Source organism: Streptomyces sp. NPDC087300 (assembly GCF_044744425.1).
GTDB lineage: Bacteria > Actinomycetota > Actinomycetes > Streptomycetales > Streptomycetaceae > Streptomyces.
In genome coordinates this window covers 702,846-718,332 of the sequence record NZ_JBIUYI010000004.1, presented here as the reverse complement: position 1 = coordinate 718,332, position 15,487 = coordinate 702,846, and the positions used below count along the sequence as shown (strand labels likewise).

16 protein-coding genes are annotated in these 15,487 nt (G+C 71.8%); 12 read left to right on the top strand and 4 right to left on the bottom strand.

Going from position 1 to position 15,487, the window contains the following annotated elements; all coding sequences use genetic code 11:
- Nucleotides 1-74 precede the first annotated feature (74 nt).
- From ACIO9J_RS19000 to ACIO9J_RS18965, 8 genes are all read left to right on the top strand, one after another.
- Nucleotides 75-1,085, top strand: a complete 1,011-nt coding sequence (locus tag ACIO9J_RS19000; RefSeq protein ID WP_402000299.1) for a hemin ABC transporter substrate-binding protein — start codon at nt 75-77, stop codon at nt 1,083-1,085.
- Nucleotides 1,082-2,176, top strand: a complete 1,095-nt coding sequence (locus ACIO9J_RS18995; RefSeq protein WP_402000296.1) for a FecCD family ABC transporter permease — start codon at nt 1,082-1,084, stop codon at nt 2,174-2,176. Before ACIO9J_RS19000 ends, ACIO9J_RS18995 begins: the two co-directional genes overlap by 4 nt.
- Nucleotides 2,173-3,030 carry a heme ABC transporter ATP-binding protein gene (locus tag ACIO9J_RS18990; RefSeq protein ID WP_402000293.1) on the top strand — a complete coding sequence of 286 codons (858 nt, stop codon included), beginning with the start codon at nt 2,173-2,175 and terminating at the stop codon, nt 3,028-3,030. The genes ACIO9J_RS18995 and ACIO9J_RS18990 overlap by 4 nt, the downstream gene beginning before the upstream one ends.
- A 196-nt stretch (nt 3,031-3,226) precedes the next feature.
- Entirely contained in the window at nt 3,227-4,393 is a 1,167-nt protein-coding gene (gene efeO / locus ACIO9J_RS18985) for an iron uptake system protein EfeO (RefSeq protein ID WP_402001109.1), read from the top strand.
- A 14-nt stretch (nt 4,394-4,407) separates the two neighbouring features.
- Nucleotides 4,408-5,703 (top strand): iron uptake transporter deferrochelatase/peroxidase subunit, encoded by a 1,296-nt coding sequence (gene efeB, locus ACIO9J_RS18980; protein ID WP_402000290.1) that lies wholly within the window; start codon nt 4,408-4,410, stop codon nt 5,701-5,703.
- Between the two features lie 4 nt (nt 5,704-5,707).
- A complete protein-coding gene (gene efeU, locus ACIO9J_RS18975; protein WP_402000287.1) occupies nt 5,708-6,565 on the top strand; it encodes an iron uptake transporter permease EfeU in 858 nt (285 codons plus the stop codon).
- 75 nt (nt 6,566-6,640) lie between these two features.
- The gene (locus ACIO9J_RS18970) at nt 6,641-6,979 is read left to right on the top strand and encodes a hypothetical protein (protein ID WP_402000284.1); all 339 of its coding nucleotides are present in this window, start codon (nt 6,641-6,643) and stop codon (nt 6,977-6,979) included.
- Between the two features lie 70 nt (nt 6,980-7,049).
- Complete coding sequence (locus ACIO9J_RS18965) at nt 7,050-8,036, top strand: hypothetical protein (protein WP_402000281.1); 987 nt, start codon at nt 7,050-7,052, stop codon at nt 8,034-8,036.
- A 29-nt stretch (nt 8,037-8,065) separates the two neighbouring features.
- Here the strand turns inward: ACIO9J_RS18965 and ACIO9J_RS18960 are convergent, their stop codons facing one another.
- Nucleotides 8,066-8,791 (bottom strand): bifunctional DNA primase/polymerase, encoded by a 726-nt coding sequence (locus ACIO9J_RS18960; protein ID WP_402000278.1) that lies wholly within the window; start codon nt 8,789-8,791, stop codon nt 8,066-8,068.
- Between the two features lie 169 nt (nt 8,792-8,960).
- On the opposite strand from ACIO9J_RS18960, the gene ACIO9J_RS18955 reads away from it, so the two are divergent.
- Nucleotides 8,961-9,827 (top strand): glycerophosphodiester phosphodiesterase, encoded by an 867-nt coding sequence (locus ACIO9J_RS18955; RefSeq protein WP_402000275.1) that lies wholly within the window; start codon nt 8,961-8,963, stop codon nt 9,825-9,827.
- On the opposite strand, the gene ACIO9J_RS18950 is transcribed toward ACIO9J_RS18955, so the two are convergent.
- Nucleotides 9,802-10,446 (bottom strand): TetR/AcrR family transcriptional regulator, encoded by a 645-nt coding sequence (locus ACIO9J_RS18950; protein WP_402000272.1) that lies wholly within the window; start codon nt 10,444-10,446, stop codon nt 9,802-9,804. The two genes, ACIO9J_RS18955 and ACIO9J_RS18950, sit on opposite strands and share 26 nt — an antisense overlap.
- A 125-nt stretch (nt 10,447-10,571) precedes the next feature.
- On the opposite strand from ACIO9J_RS18950, the gene ACIO9J_RS18945 reads away from it, so the two are divergent.
- Together ACIO9J_RS18945 and ddaH are read left to right on the top strand one after the other, a co-directional pair.
- Nucleotides 10,572-10,754 (top strand): DUF6243 family protein, encoded by a 183-nt coding sequence (locus ACIO9J_RS18945; RefSeq protein WP_402000270.1) that lies wholly within the window; start codon nt 10,572-10,574, stop codon nt 10,752-10,754.
- A gap of 129 nt (nt 10,755-10,883) precedes the next feature.
- A complete protein-coding gene (ddaH, locus tag ACIO9J_RS18940) occupies nt 10,884-11,717 on the top strand; it encodes a dimethylargininase (protein WP_402000267.1) in 834 nt (277 codons plus the stop codon).
- A gap of 13 nt (nt 11,718-11,730) precedes the next feature.
- On the opposite strand, the gene ACIO9J_RS18935 is transcribed toward ddaH, so the two are convergent.
- Nucleotides 11,731-13,734 carry a glycoside hydrolase gene (locus ACIO9J_RS18935; protein WP_402000264.1) on the bottom strand — a complete coding sequence of 668 codons (2,004 nt, stop codon included), beginning with the start codon at nt 13,732-13,734 and terminating at the stop codon, nt 11,731-11,733.
- Between the two features lie 198 nt (nt 13,735-13,932).
- Between ACIO9J_RS18935 and ACIO9J_RS18930 the strand changes: the two genes are divergently transcribed.
- Nucleotides 13,933-14,433 carry a hypothetical protein gene (locus ACIO9J_RS18930; RefSeq protein WP_402000261.1) on the top strand — a complete coding sequence of 167 codons (501 nt, stop codon included), beginning with the start codon at nt 13,933-13,935 and terminating at the stop codon, nt 14,431-14,433.
- Nucleotides 14,434-14,442: 9 nt separating this feature from the next.
- On the opposite strand, the gene ACIO9J_RS18925 is transcribed toward ACIO9J_RS18930, so the two are convergent.
- Complete coding sequence (locus ACIO9J_RS18925; protein WP_402000258.1) at nt 14,443-15,459, bottom strand: small ribosomal subunit Rsm22 family protein; 1,017 nt, start codon at nt 15,457-15,459, stop codon at nt 14,443-14,445.
- Nucleotides 15,460-15,487: the final 28 nt, after the last annotated feature.

The following is a 15,487-nucleotide window of genomic DNA, read 5'->3' as shown; positions in this document are numbered from 1 at the left end:
GCCGGAACCCCACCACCGGGAACCCCGGCACCTCGGACCTCAACAGCACGACAGGACGGTGGACTTCGGTGCGTATGCCGCGCTCACTCCGGATCACAGGCGCGTGGGCCGCCGTACTCGCCCTCGGCCTCACGGGGTGCCAGACATCGGACGGCGGCGGCACGGTGGCACCGAAGGCGCAGGCGAAGGCGGCCGCTCCCGACCGGGTCGAGCCCCTGAAGGCCGCGCCCAAGCCCGCCCTTCCCGCCACCGTCACCTCCGCCGACGGGCACGAGGTGACGGTGAAGGACACCAGCAGGATCGTGCCGCTCACCGGCAGCCTCAACGAGATCGTGTTCACGCTCGGGCTCGGTGAGAACGTGGTGGCGCGCGACATCACCGCCACCTTCGACCAGGCGAAGAAGCTGCCGGTGGTGACACGTGCCCACGACGTCTCTGCGGAGAGCGTCCTCTCGCTGCGGCCGACCGTCGTCCTCGCCGACACCACGACCGGGCCCACCGAGGCCGTCGACCAGATCAGGGACGCGGGCATCCCGCTCGTCGTGTTCGACCCGGCCAAGGGCCTGGACGACGTGAGCCCGCGCATCGAGGCGGTCGCCAAGACCCTGGGCGTGGAGAAGTCGGGCACCGAACTGACCAAGCGGACCGAGCGGCGGATCGCGGCGGTCCGCGCGGACATCCCCGCGGGCGAAGGCAAGAAGAAGCCCCGGGTCGCCTTCCTCTATCTGCGCGGCTCGGCCTCCGTCTATCTGCTCGGCGGCCGCGAATCCGGGGCCAGTTCGCTCCTGGAGGCGGCGGGCGCGGTCGACGCGGGCAAGGAGTCAGGCCTGAAGAAGGACTTCACCGCGATCACCAGCGAGGCCCTCGCCAAGGCGGCGCCCGACGCGATCCTGGTGATGCGCAAGGGACTGGAGTCGGTGGACGGCGTCGACGGACTGCTCAAGGTGCCCGGCGTCGCCGAGACCCCGGCGGGCCTCGACCGGCGCATCGTCTCGATCGACGACGGCGTACTCCTCAACTACGGTCCGCGCACCGACCAGGTGCTCAAGTCCCTGGTGACACAGCTCTACGGGGACGCCAGGTGAGCGTCCTGACCAAGACGGCCGGCGCCACGGCCCCCACGCCGCCCGCCGAAGCCCCGCGCCGCCGGCGCGGCACCGCGCTCCCGCTGACCGTGGGCCTGGTGACCGTCCTCGTACTCCTCTGTCTGATCTCCGCGGGCACCGGCGCCTACCGCATCCCGCTCGGCGACGTGCTCGCCTCCGTGCAGCACCGGGTCGGGCTCGGCGGGGCCGCGCTCGACCGGGTCGGCGAGAGCGTGCTGTGGAACGTGCGCCTGCCGCGCGTCGTGCTCGCGCTCCTCGTCGGCGCCTCGCTGGGCTGCGCGGGCGCGCTGATGCAGGGCGTGTTCGGCAATCCGCTGGCCGAGCCCGGCGTGATCGGGATCTCCTCGGGCGCGGCGGTCGGCGCGGTCGCCTCGATCGCGCTCGGCCTCAACTTCTTCGGCAACTGGACCATCACAGTCTGCGCGTTCGTCGCGGGGCTCGCGACCGTACTCCTCGTGTACGCGATGTCGCGCGAGGGCGGCCGTACGGAAGTCGTCACGCTGATCCTCACCGGCATCGCGGTGAACGCGTTCGCGGGCGCGCTGATCGGACTGTGCATCTTCTTCGCGGACAACGCGCAGATCAGCCAGATCACCTTCTGGCAGCTCGGCTCGCTCGCCCAGGCCACCTGGCCCAAGGTGCTCGCGGTGCTGCCGTGCGCGCTGCTCGGGCTCGCGGTGGCGCCCTTCTACTCCCGCAAGCTGGACCTGCTCGCGCTCGGCGAGCGCCCCGCGCGCCACCTGGGCGTGGACGTGGAGCGGCTGCGCCTGGTGCTGGTCCTGGTGGTGGCGCTGCTCACCGCGGCCGCGGTGGCCGTCGCCGGGATCATCACCTTCGTGGGGCTCCTCGTGCCGCACCTGCTGCGGATGGCCGCGGGTCCAGGACACCGCTTCCTGGTGCCGGGCAGCGCGCTGGGCGGGGCGCTCGTCCTGGTCGCGGCCGATCTGGCCGCGCGCACCGTGGCCGCGCCCGCCGAGCTGCCGCTCGGCGTGCTCACCGCTCTCTTCGGCAGCCCGTTCTTCTTCTGGCTGCTGCGCAGGACCCGTCGCAAGCAAGGTGGTTGGGCATGATCGGGCAGCTGAGCAGACGGCTCTTCGCGGGGCGCGAGCGCGCGCTGCCGGGGCCCGGTACGCCGGGTGAGGTGCTCGCCGAGGCCGAGGACCTGCGGGTGCGGCTCGGCGGACGCGAGGTGCTCGGCGGGGTCTCGCTCGCGGCCCGCGCCGGTGAGGTGCTCGCCCTGGTGGGGCCCAACGGGGCGGGGAAGTCGACCCTGTTGGCGGCGCTGGCCGCGGACCTGCCCGCCGACGGGGGCGTCGTGCGCGTCTGCGGCAGGTCCACCGCGCAGTGGCCCGCCGCCGAACTCGCCCTGCGGCGCGCGGTGTTGCCGCAGTCCGCCGCGCTCTCCTTCCCCTTCGCCGTCGAGGACGTCGTCCGGATGGGCCGCGCGCCCTGGGCCGGGACGCGGCTCGCCGAGGACGACGACCGGATCGTGCGCGACGCGATGGCCGCCACCGAGGTGGGCGACTTCGCCGCCCGCCCCTTCTCGGCGCTCAGCGGCGGCGAGCGGGCCCGGGTCGCGCTGGCCAGGGTGCTCGCCCAGCGCACCCCGCTGCTGCTGCTCGACGAGCCGACCGCCGCGCTCGACCTGCGCCACCAGGAGCTGGTCCTGCGGATCTGCCGGGAGCGGGCCGCGGCGGGCGACGCGGTGGTGGTGGTCCTGCACGATCTGGGGCTCGCCGCGGCGTACGCGGACCGGGTCGCGGTGCTGCGCGCGGGGAGCGTCGCCGCGGAGGGCCCGCCCGCCGAGGTGTTCGAGGCGGAACTGCTCTCCGAGGTGTACCGGCAGCCGGTCGAGGTCTTCCCGCACCCGCGCACCGGCGCCCCCGTGGTCGCCCCGCTCAGGGGCCCGGACCCGGCATCTTGACCGTCGCTTTACCAGGTCATGGGCGCCCCATCGGCGGTCCGTGATCGCTCCGTGAGCGGCGCGGCGGCTTGAGAGCTGAATCACGGAACGGGCGGGTATCACTGAGGTAAGGCTCGGTTAAGTTAGGTCCGCCTCACCGGCCCCCGGTGGGGCGTGCGCCCGTTCGTGAACCGTCTTGGAGTCCTCTATGCGACCCGTGCGACCCGCCCGTGTCTCCGTCGTCACCGCCGTCGCCACCGCGGCGGCCCTGACCGCCGTCACCGGCTGCACGGAGAAGAGCGACGCCAAGAGCGGCGGGGCGAACAGCGTCAGCGTGACCGCCACCGACGACAAGTGCGACGTCTCCAAGAAGGAGCTCTCCGCCGGTCACGTCGAGCTGGCCATCGAGAACAAGGGCTCCAAGGTCACCGAGGTCTACATCCTCTTCCCCGACGACCGGATCGTCAGCGAGCGCGAGAACATCGGCCCCGGCACCAAGCAGAAGCTGACCGCCGAGGTGAAGGCGGGTTCGTACGAGATCGCCTGCAAGCCCGGCATGAAGGGCGACGGCATCCGCCAGAAGGTCACGGTCACCGGCGGCGGCAAGACCGCGAAGCGTGACCCGCGCCTGGACAAGGCCGTCGCCGAGTACCGCGCCTACGCGCAGGCGCAGGCCGACGAGACGCTGCCCAAGACGAAGACGTTCACCGACGCCGTGCGCAAGGGCGATCTGGCCGCGGCCAAGAAGGCGTACGCCGACTCCCGCATCGGCTGGGAGCGCACCGAGCCGGTCGCCGAGTCCTTCGGTGACATCGACCCGAAGGTCGACGTGCGCGAGGACGGTCTGGAGGAGGGCCAGGACCCGGAGAAGGACTGGACGGGCTGGCACCGTCTGGAGCGGGCCCTGTGGCAGGACAAGAAGATCGGCGCGCGCGAGAAGACGCTCGCCACCCAGCTCGACAAGGACCTCCTGGACTGGCAGAAGCGGGTCGGCAAGGCGGAGATCACCCCGACCTCGATGGCCAACGGCGCCAAGGAGCTCCTCGACGAGGTCGCCACCGGCAAGGTCACCGGCGAGGAGGAGCGCTACTCGCACACCGACCTGGTCGACTTCAAGGCCAATGTCGAGGGCGCGGAGAAGTCCTACGAGCTCCTCAAGCCCGTCGCCGCCGAGAACGACCCGGCGCTGGCCAAGGAGCTCGACAAGCAGTTCGCGGCCCTGGACAAGCTCCTGGAGAAGTACCGCGAGGGCGGCGCCGACTCCTACGAGTTCACCTCGTACGACAAGGTCGGCAAGGCGGACCGCAAGGAGCTCTCCGACGGCGTCAACGCGCTCGCGGAGCCGCTGTCGAAGCTCGCGGCCGCCGTCGCCAAGTCCAAGTAGCGGCAGGGGGAACGATGACCGACACCAGCACGGACGAGCCGGGGACCGCGCCCGAAGCGGTCCCCGCCGATGGCGGCTCCCCCGCGCCGTCCAGACGTTCCCTGCTCGGCTGGGGCGGCGCCGGGCTCGCGCTCGGCGCGGCGGCGGCGGGCGGCGCGGTGGCGATGGCCAGGTCCGGCGACGAGGTGGCGCCCGCCGCCGACTCGGGGGCCGCGGTCGCCTTCCACGGCGCGCACCAGGCCGGCATCGCGACCGCCGTCCAGGACCGGCTGCACTTCGCGGCGTTCGACGTGAAGACCGCGGACCGCGAGGAGTTCGTGCAGCTCCTCAAGGACTGGACGCGGGCCGCCGCGCGGATGACCGCGGGGCACACGGTCGGCGAGGGCGCGTACGGCGGGCTCGTCGAGGCGCCGCCGGACGACACCGGCGAGGCGCTCGGCCTCAGGCCGTCCCGGCTGACCCTGACGATCGGCTTCGGGCCTTCCTTGTTCGAGAAGTTCGGGCTCGAGGACGAACGGCCCGACGCGCTGGTCGACCTCCCCAAGTTCCCCGGCGACAACCTCGACAAGGCGCGCAGCGGCGGCGACCTGTGCGTCCAGGCGTGCGCGGACGACCCGCAGGTCGCGGTGCACGCCATCCGCAACCTCGCGCGCATCGGCTTCGGCAAGGTCGCGGTGCGCTGGTCCCAGCTCGGCTTCGGCAAGACCTCGTCGACGACGCCCGAGGCCCAGACGCCGCGCAACATGATGGGCTTCAAGGACGGCACGAGGAACGTCGCGGGCACCGACGCCGACGCGCTCGTCAAACACGTGTGGGTCGGGCGGCAGGACGGTCCTGGCTGGATGGCGGGCGGCTCCTATCTGGTGGCCCGCCGGATCCGGATGAACATCGAGACGTGGGACCGGACGTCGCTCCAGGAGCAGGAGGACGTCTTCGGCCGCGACAAGGGCGAGGGCGCCCCCGTCGGCAAGGCGAAGGAGCGCGACGAGCCGTTCCTGAAGGCGATGAAGCCGGACGCGCACGTCCGCCTCGCCCATCCCGACACCAACGACGGGGCGACGATCCTGCGCCGCGGCTACTCCTTCACGGACGGCACCGACGGCCTCGGCCGCCTGGACGCGGGGCTCTTCTTCCTCGCCTACCAGCGGGACGTGCGCAAGGGGTTCATCCCCGTCCAGCGCAACCTGGCGCGCTCCGACGCGCTCAACGAGTACATCCAGCACGTGGGTTCCGCGGTCTTCGCGGTCCCGCCGGGCGTCCGCGACAAGGACGACTGGTGGGGCAGGGGCCTGTTCACCCGGGAGGCGTGAGCCGATGTTCGGCAACTATCTGATCGGTCTGCGCGAGGGGCTGGAGGCCAGCCTCGTCGTCTGCATCCTCATCGCGTACCTGGTGAAGACCGGGCGGCGGGACGCGCTGCTGCCCATCTGGATCGGCATCGGCGTCGCGGTGGCTCTCGCGCTCGGCTTCGGCTGCGCGCTCACCTTCGGCTCGCAGGAGCTGACGTTCGAGGCGCAGGAGGCGCTGGGCGGCTCCCTGTCGATCGTCGCGGTGGGCCTGGTGACGTGGATGGTCTTCTGGATGCGGCGCACCGCGCGGCACTTGAAGGCGGAGCTGGGCGCCAAGCTGGACGCGGCCCTGCAGATGGGCACGGCCGCGCTGGTGGCGACCGCGTTCCTCGCGGTGGGCAGGGAGGGCCTGGAGACGGCCCTGTTCGTCTGGGCGTCGGTGCGCGCCTCCAGCGACGGCTCGCACGCGCCGCTGATCGGCGTGGTCCTCGGGCTGCTGACCGCGATCGCGCTCGGCTGGCTGTTCTACAAGGGCACGGTCCGCATCAACCTCGCGAAGTTCTTCACCTGGACCGGCGCGATGCTGGTCGTGGTGGCCGCGGGCGTCCTCGCGTACGGCGTGCACGACTTGCAGGAGGCGGAGTTCATCGGCGGCCTGCGGGACAAGGCGTTCGACATCAGCGCGACGGTCCCGCCGGACAGCTGGTACGGCACGCTCCTGAAGGGCGTCTTCAACTTCCAGCCCGATCCGACGGTGTTGCAGGTCGTGATCTGGCTGCTCTACCTGGTGCCGACGCTGGCGTTCTTCTTCGCGCCGGGGCGGCGGGCGGCCCGTGACAAGGCCCCGGCGACGGAGAAGGCAACGGTTCCGGAACAGGGCTGACCCGGCGGGCGGCGATCCGAACTCCCGTGCCTATGATCGCCGTTCACCAGTTGTTCGACATCTGAGGATCCCCCCATGCGTAACTCCCGTCTCGGGAAGAGTCTCGCCACGCTGACCGCGGCCACCGCGGTCGCCCTCGGCGCCTCGCTCATGACCGCCCCCACGGCATCCGCGGTCGGCGGCAGCGCCTGCACCAAGAACGTCAAGAACCACAAGATGATGGTCATCAACGTGGGCGCCACCGCGCGCACGGGACCGGGCAACGGGTACCACAAGGTGAAGAGCCTGCAGTGGTTCGACCAGGTCTACGTCCGCTGCTACACCGTCAAGCGCGGCACCCAGTGGTACTACGGCGATCTGCCGGGCACCAGCAAGCGCGGCTGGGTCGACGGCATGCTCCTCCAGGAGAACTGACCCGCACCGCACGCCCTTTCCCGGGGCCGGATAAGGTTCGGCCCCGGAAGGGGTAGGTGAAGGAATTCCGATGAGCAAGGTTCGCAGGGTTCGCGGTCTCAATCGGCCTCTCGTGGCGTCGGCGGCGGTGTCGGCCCTCGCGCTGACGGCGAGCGGATGCGTGACCGTGCACGGCGAGCGTGAAGTCGTGCCTTCGGCCACCAAGTCCGAGGCCGCCAAGGCCCTCAAGGACTTCCTCACCGCGTACAACAAGGCGGACAAGGCGTACGACCCGGCCCTGGACGCCCCCCGGATCACCGGCCCGCTGGGCGCCATCAACCAGGCGGGCCTGAAGTCGCGCGGCGTGCAGCACCCGGGCGGCAATCCGCGCGCGGTGCCGCTGGAGCTGACGGACGTGAAGTACGCGATCCCGAAGAAGGCCGGCTGGCCGCGCTGGTTCCTCGCCGACTCCAAGGCCACCCGCCGCGCGGACCTGCGCTGGCTCTGGGTCTTCACCAAGAACGGCCCCGACGAGCAGTGGCGCGCGACCTATCTGAACCTGGTCTCGCCGCAGAAGATGCCCGCCCTGAAGAAGGACGCGGACGGCTGGGCGCAGCCGGTGACGACGGGTGCGAAGGATCTCGCGCTCGCGCCGTCCGACCTCGGCGAGCGGTACACGTCGTACCTGAAGTCCGGCGGCGACGCGTTCGCGCCGGGCGACCACACCACGCGCTGGAAGGCGTTCCGCGACCGGAACTCCCAGCGGGCGGGCCTGGCCGTGCAGTACATCGACGAGCCGCAGAACGGCGGCACGTTCGCGCCGCTGGGGCTGCGCACCGAGGACGGCGGCGCGCTGGTGTTCTTTTCCACCCGCCACTACGAGCGCCAGACCGCGTCCAAGGGCCTGAGCCCGAAGGTCGACGCGGACGCGAAGGCCCTGCTCAAGGGCGAGGTCAAGCAGTCCCTGACGCTGAACAGGATGTCCAACCAGGTGGTCCTCGACCCGAAGAAGTCGGGCGGCGAGAAGGTCGCGTTCCTTGGCCGCATCCAGGGACTCACGGGCGCCAAGGGCGAGTAAGGGGCCCGCGGGCCCGGCCCGTGCCGCGCTCAGCCCCGCGAGGGCCAGGCCGCGACGTCGTTCTGCGGTTCGCCCGCGACCCTGGCGCACTCGTCGGTGAGCGTCTCCAGGAGCGTCAGCGGGTCGGGCAGCGGGTGCTCGGGGCCGCGCACCCAGCGCACGTCCAGCTCACCGGGGAGCTTGGCGGGCGGCACCAGGACGTACGAACCGCGGCAGTGCCAGCGCAGGCCGGGGTGCTCGTCCATCGTCTCGGGGTGGCAGTCCAGCTCGCAGGGCCACCACTCGTCCTCGTCCTCGGGGGTGCCCCGGGTGGCGGTGTAGAAGAGCATCCGGTCGTCGCCGGACCGCGCGACGGGGCCGACGTCGATCCCCGCGGCGAGCAGCCGCTCCAGGGCCTGCTGCCCGGCGCTCAGCGGCACGTCGAGGACGTCGTGGACCATGCCGGTGGCGGTGATGAAGTTGGCCTGCGGCTGGTGCCGCGCCCACCGCTCGATCTGGCCGCGGTCGGTCGTGGACTGCGTCTGCCAGGCGAAGGAGACGGGGTGCCGGGCGGGGGTGGGACAGCCGATGCGGTCGCAGGAACACCGGTAGCCCGAGGGATACGCGGCCGGTGCGAGCGGCAGCCCTGCCGCCGCCGCGGCGAGCAGCAGGTCCTCGCGGACCCGCTCGTCGTCCACGGTGTCCTTGGGGCGACGCCGGAGCCACTGGGAAATCCTGCCCTGTACGCCGGACCGGCTACCGTACTCCGCGCCCATCTAGCCCCTCACCTCGCCGTTGTGCCGAAAGCATGACCCATGGTCCCACCATCCTGCGCCCCGGGAGGCCGGAGCCCACAACCGGGGTACCTGGGGTGATCCAAGGCGCCGGGCCGCTTCGCGCGTCATTGCGTACTAAGAGGGGATTTACCCGCCTACGGTAAGCGCCATGGTCATCAGGACTGTGCTGAGCGCCCTCACGGCGCTGACCCTCACGGCACCGAACGGCTTCCTCGCCCCGATCGAATGGGGCGGCGGCCCCCTGACCGTGGACGCGCTCCCGAGCGTCGTCTACACCGCGCACCGGGGCGGCGCCCTGGAGGTGCCCGAGAACAGCATGTCGGGCCTTCTGGCGGCGTACCGGCGCGGCACGGCGCAGGTCATCGATTTCGACACCCGGATACTGCGCGACGGAACGCTGGTGGTGATGCACGACGCGACCCTGGACCGCACGACGTACGAGACGGGCCCCGTGCGGATGCTGGACGCCGCGGAGTGGCAGGACGTCCTGGTGCGGCCGAGCTTCGATCTGCCGGGGTACTGGAGCCCGGAGCGCCCGCCGACGGTCGCCGAGGTGCTCGACCGGTTCGGCGGCCGCATCATGCTGATGCTGGAGGCCAAGGACCCGCAGAGCCTCAAGCGGCTTGCCCAGCTGATCCGGATGCGCGGCCTGACCCGTTCGGTCTTCGTGAACTCCAACAACCCCTCGGTGGCCAGGCGCGCCCACCAGCTGGGCCTGCTGGCGCAGTTGTGGCGCTCCAAGACGCAGATGCGCACGGACAGCCCCGAGCGCTGGTCGTCGTACGTGGACGTGCTCGACGTGGACTACAAGGCGCGCGACGGCGATCTGGTGCGCGCGGTGAACTCGGGCGTCCCGCGGGTCTGGGCGCACACGGTGACCACGCCCAAGCAGCGCGACAGGGCGCTGCGGCTCGGCTGCAACGGCATCATCACGGACGCGCCGGGGCTGCTCGCGCGCACCCCGGTCGACGCGTCGGTGACGGCGGCGATCAGGGCGCGGCGGGGCGCGGCGTGATGCCGTACAGCGCGTACTCGACGAGCTTGTCCGTGTAGGCGTGGGTGAGCGGGCCCGAGCGCATCAGCCAGCGCTGGGCGAGCGGGCCCGCCCACAGTTCGAGGGCGATGCGCGGGTCGACGCCGGGCGCGACCTGGCCGGCGTCCTGGGCCCTGCGCACCCGCTTCACGAAGAGCTGGAGCTGGGGTTCGAGGAGCTTCTCGACGAACTCGGCGCCCAGTTCGGGGTTGAGCAGGCCCTCGGCGGCGAGTGCGCGGTAGGGCGCGTCGTACCTGGGGTCGTTGAACTCGTCGACGGTGGCCCGCATCACGTACTTGAGGTCGGCTTCGAGATCACCGGAGTCCGGGATCTCGGTGGCGATCTCCTCCCGGCCCGCGTTCTCACTGGCTTCCCTGGAGGCCTGTTCGGCGAGGTCGAGGAAGGCGTCGAGCAGGACGGCGCCCTTGGAGGACCACCAGCGGTAGATCGTCTGCTTGCCGACGCCCGCGCGGGCCGCGATGGCCTCGATGGTCAGCTTGCCGTAGCCGACCTCGCCGACGAGGGCGAGGGCGGCGTCGTAGATCGCGCGGCGCGAGCGTTCGCTGCGGCGCGTGGAGTCTGGGGCTGGTTTCTGGGCCATGCCGTCGAATGTAGCAGCGAGCGAGGCGAGACGTTCCGTCTTGACAAGACGAATCGTCTCGTTCAAAGTGGAGGGCGAAGCGAGACGAACCGTCTCGCTGATTTTCCCGACACGGAGGTACGACGATGACGCGAGGCGGATCCGGAAACATGCTGGGCGTCGGCGGCACGCGCAGCAATCTCTCCCGCACGACCCTGCGCGGCGGCGGCCGCGACGGCCGGGTCGGCGGCGGGCTCAGCCCCCAGGAGCAGAAGCGTGAGCTGCTGCGCAAGCTCAGGGAAGGCCGCGAGACGCACGGCAGGTCATGAACCGTGGACCGGGTGGTGCCGCAACCACCCGTTCGGTGCACAGCGCGAAGGCTCCGCACACCGCACTATGGGCAGCAACTGCCCCCCACACGGGGAGCAGCTGACCCTGCGGTACGTGAGGAGCCTTCGTTGTCCCGTTTTCCTCGCTCTCCTCGGTGCGCCACACCCCGGCGCTATCTGATGTGCCCGCCGGCACACTTCAAGGTCACGTACTCCATCAACCCCTGGATGGACCCCGCCAAGCCGGTCGACGTGCCGCTCGCCATCGCCCAGTGGGAGGACCTGCGCGACCGGTACCGCTCACTCGGCCACACCGTCGAGGAGCTCACCCCCAGAGCCGGCCTGCCGGACATGGTCTTCGCCGCCAACGGCGCGACCGTCGTCGAGGGCCGCGTGCTCGGCGCGCGCTTCGCCTACCGCGAGCGCGAGGAGGAGGCCGCCGCCCACCTGGAGTGGTTCAGGGGGCACGGCTACCCCGAGATCCACGAACCCGCCCACATCAACGAGGGCGAGGGCGACTTCGCCGTCACCGCCTCGTACCTGCTTGCCGGGCGCGGCTTCCGGGCCAGCCCGCTCTCGCACGGCGAGGCGCAGGAGTTCTTCGGCCGCCCGGTGATCGGGCTCGACCTGGTCGACCCCCGCTACTACCACCTGGACACCGCGCTCGCGGTCCTGGACGACGCGGCGGACGACGTCATGTACTACCCGCCCGCCTTCTCCCCCGGCAGCCGCGCCGTCCTGCGCCGGCTCTTCCCCGACGCGCTGATCGCCGAGGAGCCCGACGCCGTGGCGCTCGGGCTCAACGCCGTCTCCGACGGGCTCCACGTGCTGCTCCCGCAGGCCGCGATCGGCCTCTTCGAGCCGCTGCGCGCACGCGGCTACGAACCCATCGGCCTCGACCTCGGCGAGCTGCTCAAGGGCGGCGGCAGCGTGAAGTGCTGCACGCAGGAGCTGCGGGGCTAGGGCCCGAAGGGCCCTAGCCGAGTTCCGCGGGGCACAGCCTGCGCGGTGCGTCGTCGCCCTTGAGGCGGGCGTCGACGCAGCCGCCGGGCAGTCCTTCGTACGCCTTGGTGCCGAAGTTGGCCGTGACGGTCAGCGTGCCCCTGCCGAACACCGTGCGCTGGACCGCGCTGTCCGCGCTCAGCCGCCGGTAGGAGGTCAGGGGCTCGGTGCCCGACGCCTTGTGCAGCGGCTCGAAGTACTTCTGGAGCGCGGCCAATTCGGCGCCGTGTGCCTTCAGGGACGGGCCGTCCAGGACGTAGTTGAGGGGGGTGTTGTAGAGCATCGCGAGCAGCGCGCGGTCCTTCTTCTGGTCCGGCAGCTTCTCGTAACCGATCTCCCAGCGTTCGGTGTTGACCAGCGAGCCGTGCAGCGCGGTCTCGTAGAGCGGGACGCGGTAGCGCGGGTCGTACATCGCCTTGGCGAGGTCGGCGGGAAGCTCGACGGGCTTGAAGAAGAACTTGGGGCCGGTCTCGGGGTAGTAGGCACCCCACTTCTCGCGGTCCTTCTGGAGCGCCCACAGGCCGTCGGCCGCCGGTGTCCCCGCGCCGTGGTCGAAGGCGATCGCCTTGTTGGCCCAGGGCTGGGCGGTCTCCGAGCCGAGGACGAGTCCGTCCTCGCCGTACTCCGCGATGCGCTTCATCCGCGCGAGCCGGTTCTTCCTGTCCCCCGCCTTGGTCATGGGGTGGCTCGCGGCGTCGCGGAAGAGTTCACCGGTGGCGTCGACGTCCAGGAAGTAGCTGTCGGCGCCGTTCGAGACGACGGAGCGGGTGCGGTCCGCGAGGTAGTGGTGCTCCTTCTCGGCCTGCTCGAACGCCTGCGAGCTCAAGTAGCAGCCGCGGCCGCCGAAGCCGGTCTGCGGCGTGCCGTCGGCGCGGCGGACGCAGAAGTCCGGGTAGACGGTGCCGGGCCAGGCGGACGCCGGGTTGTCGGCGTCGTCCTCGGGCTGGCCGTTGTCGAAGGAGTCGTAGGGGCCGACCAGGTATCCGGCGCGCCGCGCGGCGCTCACCGCCGCCTTGTCCATGGGGTCGGGGCCCGCGTCGTAGCCGAGCCACATCCGGTCGACGCCGAGCTTCCTGAGCCGTTCGACGCCCTGTGCCGTGCGGGCCTCGCCCCAGGTGTAGGCGTGGAAGGCGCCGAGGAGCTTCCCGGTGGCCGGATTCTTCTCGATCTTCCGCTTGAGGCTGCCGAGTTGGCCGCGTTCGGCGAGGTAGGAGCGGTAGTCGGCGGCGGGCGCGACCGCGTTGCCGTCGGTCAGGGCGAAGCTGACGGCGTAGTCGCGGGTGCCTTCGCCCGCGTCGAAGGCGTGCTCGGCCGTGGTGCGCAGCCGGCCGCCCGGGGTGCTGAAGCCGAGGGTCGTGCCGATGTCGGTGGGGGTGAGGTAGCTGACGCCGGTCCCGGTGCCGAGGGAGTAGCCCCACAGGGGCAGCGTCAGGCCCTCGCTCATGTCGAGGGTGCTGCCGCCCAGCGCGCCCTTGCCGGTGGTCCAGAAGGCGTCGTCGACGGGGACGTCCAGGCCCTCGCCGCGCGGCAGTTGGAGGGCGGAGGCACCCGCGTCGGTGCCGGTGACGGGCCAGCTGACGGAGGTGTCGCGGTGTGCCTTCAGGCGCAGCGAGAGGCGGCCGTGGTCGGTGCGGGCGCTGACGTCGATGCCGCGCTCGGGGTAGCTCCAGCGGGCGCGGTCCCCGCCGGTGCGGGTCACCGGGCCCGGGGCGCCGAGGTCGGTGCCCGAGGCGGCGGAGAGGGTGAGGTCGCGGCCGTCCCGGGTGCGGGCGCGGACGGCGAGCGTGGCGGTGTCGACGACCGCGGTGCCGCCGTGCACGGCGAGTTCGACGCGGCTGCCGTGCGGCTGCTCGGCGCCCGCGGTGAACGCGTAGGCGGTGGCACCGGCCGCGGTGACGGCGAGCGCGACGGACAGGGCGAGGAAACGGGTCTCCGACCGCCTGCGGGCATGGCCTGGAGAACTGATCTTGGTGGGCATGGGACGTGGATAGTCACCGGTTCTAAGAACGTCTTAAGAACCGCTGAGAAGCGACCCGATTCAGCCACCCGGCCGACGGCGTGCTAACAATACGGACGCACAGTCACGGACCTTTCTGTGCGAACGCGTCACCACAACCGAACAGTTGGGTCCAGCACGGACCCCGGGGGAAGAAGAGGTATCAGCGCAGTGAACCGTATGCGCACGTCCGCAGCCGTCCTGGCCACCGCGGGGGCACTCACGGCCGTACAGCTCGGCATCGCGGGACCCGCGTCCGCGGCCGTCGGCCAGCACGCCCCGAAGGCCGCTCCGAAGGCGGCGCCGAGCGCCGTCACCGGCTGCCCGATCGACATCGTCTACCCCAAGCGCTTCTCCTACGACGCGCGGGGCAACGTGACCAACGGCGGCCTGTACTTCGGCATCAAGAACAAGAGCACGAAGAGCATCAAGAAGGTCACCTTCACGGTGACCAACGTCAAGAACCTCCGGTTCAGCACGGCCAAGCCGACCGGCGGCAAGATCACCCACCGCACGTCGAAGACCGTCTCCGTCTACGACAAGACCTTCTCGGGCAAGGCCAAGCTCGGCTTCAAGGTCAAGACGCGGCTCCTGAACACCCGGTCGTACGGGGCGAAGTTCACCCTGCGCGGCACCGGCTGGCAGTGCGCCGTCAACCAGGGGACCTGGGGCCCCGCGTAAGTCCCGCGGTCAGTCCGCGGACGGGGGCGGCCACGCGTCGCCCCAGTCCGCGTCGCGCGCCGCGCGGTAGAGGGGGCCGTGGCGCTTGGTCACGGTCTCCCTGCGCAGTTCCTCCTCGGCCCCGCACAGGTCGAGGAGGACCTGGCCCTTGCGGATCTGGGGGCGGCGCACCACCCGCGACGGCGGCGGGGCGGGGTCGAAGCGGACCGCCGCGACATAGCTGAACTTCTCGTCCTCGTACGCCAGTGAGCCGCCCTTGACCTTGCGGTGCAGGGACGAGCGGCTGACCCGCGCCGAGAAGTGGCACCAGTCGGTGCCGGGCTCGATGGGGCAGGCCGCGCTGTGCGGGCAGGGCGCGGCGATCCGGTAGCCGGCGGCCGTGAGGCGGTCGCGCGCCGCCATGATCCGCGCGTAGCCGTCGGGGGTGCCGGGCTCGATGACGACGACGGCCTGTGTCGCCGCCGCGGCGGCCGCGTCCACGACCGAGCGGCGGTCGTCCTCCGTCAGCTCCCCCAGCACGTACGACACCGTGACAAGATCGGTGCTCTCGATGGTGAGCGCCGCACCGATCCGTGCGCGCTGCCAGCGGGCCGGGCGCAGCGGGCCGCAGGCCGCGGCCAGTTCACGGCCGAGGTCGAGCGCGGGCTCCGCCCAGTCCAGGACGGTGACGGGGCGCTCGCCCGGCCAGGTCGACTGGGCCGCCCAGGTCGCGGCCCCGGTCCCGCCGCCCACGTCCACGTGACTGCCCGGCGCCCAGCCTTCGGGTGCCGCGTCCGCGAGGGCGTCGAGGGCGGAGCGGACCGCCTCGAAGGTGGCGGGCATGCGGTAGGCGGCGTACGCGGCGACGTCCGCGCGGTCGCGCAGGATCGGCGCGTCGGTCGGCGTGCGGCCCCGGTAGTTGGCGATCAGCCGGTCGACGGCCTGCGCGGCCTGCTTGGGCGGGAGTCCGTCGAGGAGCCCGGCGAGCGCGGTGCGCAGCGTATCGGCCGGGGAGGCTGGGGAAGCCGGGGAGATCGGGGCGTTCACCCCGTGATTCTACGGGGGTAGGAAGGAG

What these genes read in the sequence shown, in the direction of transcription:
- ACIO9J_RS18960 (WP_402000278.1), bottom strand. Translation starts at nt 8,791, where the DNA reads ATGGGCGCGGAGTACGGTAGCCGGTCCGGCGTACAGGGCAGGATTTCC.
- ACIO9J_RS18990 (WP_402000293.1), top strand. Translation starts at nt 2,173, where the DNA reads ATGATCGGGCAGCTGAGCAGACGGCTCTTCGCGGGGCGCGAGCGCGCG.
- efeU (WP_402000287.1), top strand. Translation starts at nt 5,708, where the DNA reads ATGTTCGGCAACTATCTGATCGGTCTGCGCGAGGGGCTGGAGGCCAGC.
- ACIO9J_RS18930 (WP_402000261.1), top strand. Translation starts at nt 13,933, where the DNA reads ATGCGCACGTCCGCAGCCGTCCTGGCCACCGCGGGGGCACTCACGGCC.
- ACIO9J_RS18970 (WP_402000284.1), top strand. Translation starts at nt 6,641, where the DNA reads ATGCGTAACTCCCGTCTCGGGAAGAGTCTCGCCACGCTGACCGCGGCC.
- efeB (WP_402000290.1), top strand. Translation starts at nt 4,408, where the DNA reads ATGACCGACACCAGCACGGACGAGCCGGGGACCGCGCCCGAAGCGGTC.
- ACIO9J_RS18955 (WP_402000275.1), top strand. Translation starts at nt 8,961, where the DNA reads ATGGTCATCAGGACTGTGCTGAGCGCCCTCACGGCGCTGACCCTCACG.
- ACIO9J_RS19000 (WP_402000299.1), top strand. Translation starts at nt 75, where the DNA reads ATGCCGCGCTCACTCCGGATCACAGGCGCGTGGGCCGCCGTACTCGCC.
- ACIO9J_RS18950 (WP_402000272.1), bottom strand. Translation starts at nt 10,446, where the DNA reads ATGGCCCAGAAACCAGCCCCAGACTCCACGCGCCGCAGCGAACGCTCG.
- ACIO9J_RS18965 (WP_402000281.1), top strand. Translation starts at nt 7,050, where the DNA reads ATGAGCAAGGTTCGCAGGGTTCGCGGTCTCAATCGGCCTCTCGTGGCG.
- ACIO9J_RS18945 (WP_402000270.1), top strand. Translation starts at nt 10,572, where the DNA reads ATGACGCGAGGCGGATCCGGAAACATGCTGGGCGTCGGCGGCACGCGC.
- ACIO9J_RS18935 (WP_402000264.1), bottom strand. Translation starts at nt 13,734, where the DNA reads ATGCCCACCAAGATCAGTTCTCCAGGCCATGCCCGCAGGCGGTCGGAG.